Here is a 6590-nt window from a genome sequence, read left to right as displayed (position 1 = left end):
GGAGAATATGTTGTCGGCTTGCAGGTAGGTGTAGCGGACGACGTTGAAGTAGATGTAGTGGGCATAGAGCCGGAAGTAGTTGCGGCGCACATTGTCGAAAAGCTCGCTTGTGGTTGCGGGCTGGGCGCGGTCAGCATGGTCCTCGCCATAAACCAATTCCTTGCGGTAGGCTGCCTCGACACGCTGATTGCGGAACTGCAGACCGGGCAGCTTGATGCCGGCGAGCATGACCGACAGCGTTCCAAGCGCGCACCAACCGATTGCCGCGACAAGGAGCGGGTGTGGAACCGCGCCGATGATCGGCAACTCGGTGATATGCTTTTCCAACTCGATCAAGACCGGCAGGAAGGCGATCAGCGTCATGATCGACGCGACAAAACTCGCCCCCAGATCCTCCATGATCTGAGCGAAACGCATCGTATCCTCCTGGATACGCTGCGAGGCACCTTCGATGTGGCGAAGCTTGCTCCAGTTTTCCACGAAGTAGCCGTTCATCGCCGTTCGCCAGCGGAATATCCAATGCTGGACGATAAATGCGTTGACGACTGAAACATTCATACCGATCAGCGCCAGCCACGCGAAGCTGGCAGCCCCCTGATAAAACTCGGCATTGGTCGAGTTGGCCGTCCCGGCCATCAGGCCCTGAACGTAGTCGAAGAAGGGTCCGTACCAGTTGTTCACCGCCACGCTGACCTGGACGTTGAAGTAGATCATGAAAAGGATGACGGAGGTGACGAGGATTGACCAGGACTGCCAGGGATGGGGCGAATACCAGTTCCAGAAAGCGTAAAACAGCAGAACGCCGGCCACAAAATAGATGTAGAACCACAAGAAGGGCGGCGACCAGAACACCGAGATGCCGATAATCGGTGGGACGCCTGCAGCCGCGGGCGGCAGGCCGACGGTAGCGCCGAGCTGCGCCCCACCGAAGAACCAGAAAAGAACAAGCGCAAGGCTCCAGAGGGCGGCCGAGGAGAAAAACAGCTTCGGCTGCGGGAAGAAGGATACGAACACGGTCCCGGGTTCCTTTCGGAGACGGCGGCATTGCCAATTGGCCGCATGAAGTCACACTTCGCGACACAAGGGAATCCCCGGCGGCGGCCGGTTGTTGCAATGCGTGCCGGATCGTGGCGATTTTCCGCACCTGAATATTACAGTTTGGTCATTTACAAAATCCGGGGACGAGATGAACCAGTCAGCCTTTGCCGCAGCCGGGCTCTACGCCGCGCTGAACACCTTCATTCTGTTGTGGCTGACGATGGCGACGGCACTGGTCAGGCGAAAGCACATGGTGCTGATCGGTGACGGCGGGATCGAGCATCTCGGCCGCACGATGCGCGGCCATGCCAACGCCATCGAAAACGTGCCTGTGATGCTGATCCTGCTTGGGCTTGCCGCGGCACTGGGCGCGCCGGCGGCGGCTATCCATGTGCTGGGCTTGGTGTTCACTTTCGGCCGCGCCGTCCATGCCTGGCATTTCACCCACCCGCGCGGGCAGCAATGGCAACGGGCGACCGGCTTTGGCCTCAGCATACTGACGCTTGTGGCAGCGGCGCTCGGCGTGCTCGGCCATGCGGTCATGCTGCTTTAGGCGCGGCAGGCTCTCTCACCCAACGCAGGCAAGGAACGGCGAAAACCTGGGTTGAACGGCAGGTCGCCAAGCTCGCGGGCATCCATGCGCTCGATGTCGGGATGAGACAGCGGATCGCGCATCCAGCCAAGAAAGCGTTCGCGCTCGGACTCAGGGCTGGACGGCGGAGCAAACAGCAGAGCATGCAAACTTGAGAAAATCTTCATTTGCCTTCTCCTAAGGCGTTGATCCTCTCATTCAAAAATCGCTACAATCCCCCAGTCTTTCAATCAAGAACTTGGCGGCTGGAGTTTAGAAAATCTTGAATTCCAACCTCAATCGCGTCCACCTCAACGGGCTCCGCGCGGTGGAGAGCGTGGCGCGCGGCGGCTCGCGGGTCAAGGCCGCCGAGGAACTGGGCGTTTCGGTGAGCGCGGTGAGCCAGCAGATCACCCGCACCGAACGCCAGCTCGGTCGCGCGGTTTTTCGGCGCAGCGGCTCGGGGCTGGTGCTGACCAGCTTCGGGACGGAATTCACGCGCCGGCTGACGTCGGGATTCCAAGAGCTTGCACGCGCGGTCGCCCTTGCCGACGAGGCGAGTTCGAAGATGCTGGTGGTGTCAGTGGCACCCGCATTCGCCTCGCGCTTCCTGGTGCCGAGGCTTGCTCGCTTCAACCAGCGCTTTCCCGATTTGAAACTCAGGATCGACGCCTCGACCGGGCTTGTCGATCTCGGCCATTCCGACGTCGACCTGGCGATCCGCATGGGCGACGGCAAATGGCCCGGCGTGCGGGCCCAGCTACTGCTGGCGCAGGAGGTGTTTCCTGTCTGCGCGCCCGCACTTGCGGTGAAGCTGAAGCAGCCGGCCGACATCGCCCAACTTCCCGTCATCGCCGACGAGAGCACGATGATCAGCTGGGAGCGCTGGTTCGAGGCGGCGGGGCTTGCGCCCTCCCCGGTGCTGCCGGCGGGGCCGTCCTTCACCGACCCGATCCTCGGCATCGACGCGGCGATCGCCGGCCAGGGCGTKGCGCTGGCCTGGCAGCTGCTTGCCGCCGATGCGCTCGCCGACGGGCGGCTGGTGGCGCCCTCGGCATCACGGTGGCGAGCGGGCTCGGCTACTATCTGGTGACGCAGGCTGCCGAACGTGCGCCGCGCAAGGTCAGGGATTTCTCAGATTGGTTGAGCGAAGAGATCACAGCGACCATGGCGCGGTTTGGCTCGGCTCAGCCTGGGAAGGCAGCGTCGTAGATCTCGGGCTTGAAGCCGACGATGCGGCGCTCGCCGAGGTCGAGCACGGGACGCTTGATCATCGAAGGCTGGGCGAGCATCAGGGCGATGGCCGTGTTTGCGTCGAGGCCGGCCTTGTCGGCATCGGGCAGCTTCTTGAAGGTGGTGCCGGCGCGGTTGAGCACGGTCTCCCAGCCGAATTCCCCGACCCATTTTTCAAGCCGCTCGCGGTCGATGCCTGAAGCCTTGTAGTCGTGGAACTCGTAAGCGAGACCATGGCCTTCGAGCCAGGTGCGCGCCTTCTTGATCGTGTCGCAGTTCTTGATCCCGTACATGGTCGGACGGTTCTGGGTGATGGGCAAGTTCGCCTCCGCGCGACAGGCCTGCGGTGAGCTCCGACTCGGCCAATTCAGATGCGATTTTCTTCCTATATGATGCCTGTTTTGGCAAGCAGCAGGGCCGAGACGTAAAGGCCGAAACCAAAGACCGTATGCGTTGCCAAGCTGCGCAGCCGCGCGACGTTTGGCCGGGGTGTTTTCGACGCGGCGAAGCCAGCCCCCATGCCAGGCTGCATGATGAAGAACGGGGCTGCGACTGTTGCCACGCCGACGATCAGTGCCGGCAGCAGTGTCGGTTGACGCGCCCAATCGAGGCCCCACATTGAGAGCAGAAAGCCCGCGAAGACGATACCGATGGCATAGTGGGCACTCCAGCCGATGACACCCTCGCCGCGAACGGGCGACGCCTGAGCGATGGCGTCATGCACGAAGCGGCCGCGCGGGAAATGGCCGATCCAGCGGCCGACCATCGCGAAATTGAGCGAAGGGATGCCGAAGCAGCGCTTCAGGAACACGCCCCAGAGGTCCATCACGATCGTTGCGCCGACGCCGATCAAGACCGCGCTTCCAAGGATTTCCAGCACTGCACTTACCTGCTTTCATTGGCGGCCTGTCGAGGATTGCCTGCCGCCCCTGGCGGCTTCGCATCTCCGCGCAGCGCATCATTACATAACTTAATTGATTGATTGATGGAGGAATGCTAGCTTCGTGTCAATGACATCAGCGGAAACCCAGATCTTCGCCGACATCGCCGAACTCGCCCGAACGCTTGGTAACGGCCACCGGCTGATGCTGCTCGAGCACATCGCCCAGGGCGAACGTTCGGTGGAGCGGCTGGCCGAGCTTTGCGGCCTGTCCATCGCCAATGCTTCGCAGCACTTGCAACAGCTCAGGCGCGCCGGTTTCGTGCAGCCCCGACGGGACGGAAAGCATGTGCTGTATCGCCTGGGAAACGGGCCGATCCTGCCCCTGCTCGCAGCGCTCAGGCACCACGCGGAACACAACCGCTCGGAAATCCACCAACTCGTCGCCGACAGTGTTGGCCTGCGCGAAGGGCTGGAAGCGATCTCGTCAGCAGAGCTGCTGGCACGGATGCAGGAAGGCAGCATCACACTGCTCGATGTTCGCTCGCCTGAGGAATTCGCGCTGGGGCATCTGCCCGGCGCGATCAACATCCCTGCCGATGAACTCGAGCGCCGGTTCGCCGAACTTCCGGCGGATCAGGAGATCGTGGCCTATTGCCGAGGCCCCTATTGCATCCTCTCCGTCGACGCCGTTGCGGCCTTGCGCGCGAAAGGTTGGCAAGCAAGCCGCCTGAAGGATGGCTTCCCGGACTGGAAGGCTGCCGGACTGCACGTCGAGACGGCGACGTAGGTCAATCCTATCTCCATGCGGTGCAGCTGAAATCGCGGCCGGCCGCGTCCCATGCTGACCTCGTCCGAAGCGATGGAGCGGCTCTTGCAACATGCGTTCAATCTAATTACATAGGAAGCTAATTATATTCATCCTAAGTGACAGGAAATGCGATGAGCGCCGACGTCCTGAAGAGCGCATTCTTCGATGAACTTCTGAAGGTCAACCGCAAGCTGCGGACGATGTTCGACGCCCGGGTGAAGAAGCGCGGGCTGACTTTGGCGCGCGCCCGGCTGTTGATGCAGATCGCCGAGCGCGAAGGCGACACTCAGGCGGAGCTCGCCGAGCTGATGCATATCGAGCAGCCGTCGCTTGTCGGGCTTCTCGACGGGCTGGAAAAGAAGGGGCTGGTGGTGCGCTGCACCACCGACGACGACCGCCGCGCCAAGCGAATCTTCCTCACGCCCGCCGCCCGGCGCGAAACCGATGGCATGATCGCCTATGTCGAAGAACTGCGCAGCCAGGTCCTGGCGGGCGTCGACGACGCCGATATCGAGAGCGCGACGCGCGTGCTAAGCATTCTAAGCCGCAACATCGGCGAGGCCGCCGAAGACTGAGTGGCGGAGATGCAGCAATCAGCAGATCCAGACGAGGACCGCGACGAGACAGCGGAGCCGCAGTCGGCCGACACCTCTGTACCGGCGCCCGCGCCTGCAACGCCCGCGCCGCCTGCCTTCGTGCCCAAGCCGCCGCTGATGGCAGCGGCCTATATCAGCGCATCCGTCATGCTGAGCCTGGCGCAAGGGCTCGGCATGAACCTCGTTTCCGCAAACATTCCGCAGATCCAGGGCTCGATCGGCGCAACCGTCAATGAGACGACATGGCTGGTCGCCGCCTATATGGCGCCCAACGTGTCGCTGTCGCTCGCCCTGATCAAGATCAGGACGCAATACGGTCTGCGCAATTTCGCCGAGCTCAGCATCCTCGGCTTCGTCATCGCTTGCGTGCTCAATCTGTTCATCAGCGACCTGCAATCGGCGCTGATCGTGCGCTTCATGAGCGGCATCGTCGCGGCCCCGATGTCGTCGCTCGCCTTCCTCTACATGCTGGAATCGTTCCCGCCCGAGAAGAAGCTCAACATCGGGCTGCCGATGGCGCTGACCGCGATCACGCTGAGCGCACCGCTGGCGCGGCTGATCTCCCCTTCCCTGTTCGACCTTGGCGGATTTCATGCCGTGACCATGTTCGAACTCGGCATGGCGATGGTTGCCTTTGCCCTGGTCTATGCCTTGCCACTGGCGCCGCAGCCGCGCGCCAAGGTGATCGAGAAGCTCGATGTGGTGAGTTACCTGCTGATCGCGGTCGGTTTCGGCTCGACGGCGATCGTGCTCGTGCTCGGGCGGCTTTACTGGTGGCTGGAAGCGCCATGGATCGGCATGCTGCTAGCGCTAGCGGTGGTGTGCATCACCATTGCCGCCGTCATCGAACTGAACCGCAAGAACCCGCTRCTCGACATTCGCTGGCTGGCAAGCCCGCCGATCCTGCATTTCACCGGGGTCTTGCTGATGTTCCGGCTTGTACTGTCTGAACAGGCGCTCGGGGCCTCCAGCCTGTTCCAGGCCCTGGGCATGAGCAACGACCAGACGCGCTTCGTCTACGGCGTCATCCTCGTCGCATCCGTCGCCGGCGGCCTGACCTGCGCCATGCTCATGAAGCACGGCAAGGAGGAGCGCATCCATATCGCGGCGCTGATCATGATTGCGGTGGGCGCCTACCTGGACAGCCGCGCCACCAACCTGACGCGGCCGGAACAGGTCTACTACAGCCAGGCGCTGATCGCCTTTGCCGGCGCGCTGATCCTGCCGCCAGCCATGAAGAGCGGACTGATGTCGGCGCTCAAGAAGGGGYCGAACTACATATTGAGCTTCATCATCGTCTTTTTGGCGACGCAGAGCCTAGGCGGCCTACTCGGTTCGGCCGTTTTCACCACCTTCGTCACGATCCGCGAACAATTCCACCACAATGTGCTGATCGAGCGCATCGCGCTGACCGACCCCATCGTGGCGCAACGTGTCGCCCAGCTCGGCGGGGCCTACTCC

At 62.4% G+C, this 6590-nt stretch carries 8 protein-coding genes and 1 pseudogene; 5 read left to right on the top strand and 4 right to left on the bottom strand.

The annotated features are described in order from the left end of the window. A partial coding sequence (gene sbmA / locus AC1DUU_RS19840) for a peptide antibiotic transporter SbmA (protein WP_476785111.1) occupies positions 1–1014 on the bottom strand: 1014 nt, incomplete at its 3' end. Between the two features lie 172 nt (positions 1015–1186). On the opposite strand from sbmA, the gene AC1DUU_RS19835 reads away from it, so the two are divergent. Continuing rightward, on the top strand, positions 1187–1591 hold the full coding sequence (locus tag AC1DUU_RS19835; RefSeq protein WP_476785110.1) for an MAPEG family protein: 405 nt from the start codon (positions 1187–1189) through the stop codon (positions 1589–1591). On the opposite strand, the gene AC1DUU_RS19830 is transcribed toward AC1DUU_RS19835, so the two are convergent. Next, positions 1588–1797 carry a hypothetical protein gene (locus tag AC1DUU_RS19830; protein WP_476785109.1) on the bottom strand — a complete coding sequence of 70 codons (210 nt, stop codon included), beginning with the start codon at positions 1795–1797 and terminating at the stop codon, positions 1588–1590. The two genes, AC1DUU_RS19835 and AC1DUU_RS19830, sit on opposite strands and share 4 nt — an antisense overlap. Before the next feature lie 95 nt (positions 1798–1892). Between AC1DUU_RS19830 and AC1DUU_RS19825 the strand changes: the two are divergent. Continuing rightward, positions 1893–2821, top strand: a pseudogene (locus AC1DUU_RS19825) (LysR substrate-binding domain-containing protein). Here the strand turns inward: AC1DUU_RS19825 and AC1DUU_RS19820 are convergent. Further along, a complete protein-coding gene (locus tag AC1DUU_RS19820) occupies positions 2797–3135 on the bottom strand; it encodes an ArsC family reductase (RefSeq protein ID WP_476785114.1) in 339 nt (112 codons plus the stop codon). The pseudogene AC1DUU_RS19825 and the gene AC1DUU_RS19820 sit on opposite strands and share 25 nt — an antisense overlap. Positions 3136–3227: 92 nt before the next feature. Beyond that, a complete protein-coding gene (locus AC1DUU_RS19815; RefSeq protein ID WP_476785108.1) occupies positions 3228–3722 on the bottom strand; it encodes a DUF2938 domain-containing protein in 495 nt (164 codons plus the stop codon). 130 nt (positions 3723–3852) lie between these two features. Between AC1DUU_RS19815 and AC1DUU_RS19810 the strand changes: the two genes are divergently transcribed. The 3 genes from AC1DUU_RS19810 to AC1DUU_RS19800 all read left to right on the top strand — a co-directional run. Next, the gene (locus AC1DUU_RS19810; protein WP_476785113.1) at positions 3853–4512 is read left to right on the top strand and encodes an ArsR/SmtB family transcription factor; all 660 of its coding nucleotides are present in this window, start codon (positions 3853–3855) and stop codon (positions 4510–4512) included. Positions 4513–4664: 152 nt separating this feature from the next. Next, on the top strand, positions 4665–5108 hold the full coding sequence (locus tag AC1DUU_RS19805) for a MarR family winged helix-turn-helix transcriptional regulator (RefSeq protein WP_476785107.1): 444 nt from the start codon (positions 4665–4667) through the stop codon (positions 5106–5108). A gap of 138 nt (positions 5109–5246) precedes the next feature. Beyond that, positions 5247–6590 (top strand): MFS transporter (locus AC1DUU_RS19800; protein WP_476785112.1); only part of this gene is annotated, 1344 nt, incomplete at its 3' end.

Source organism: Aminobacter sp. P4_H6_2, assembly GCF_056400805.1.
Note: the sequence above shows the minus strand (reverse complement) of the source record. Positions and strands in the feature narration are given on the sequence as shown.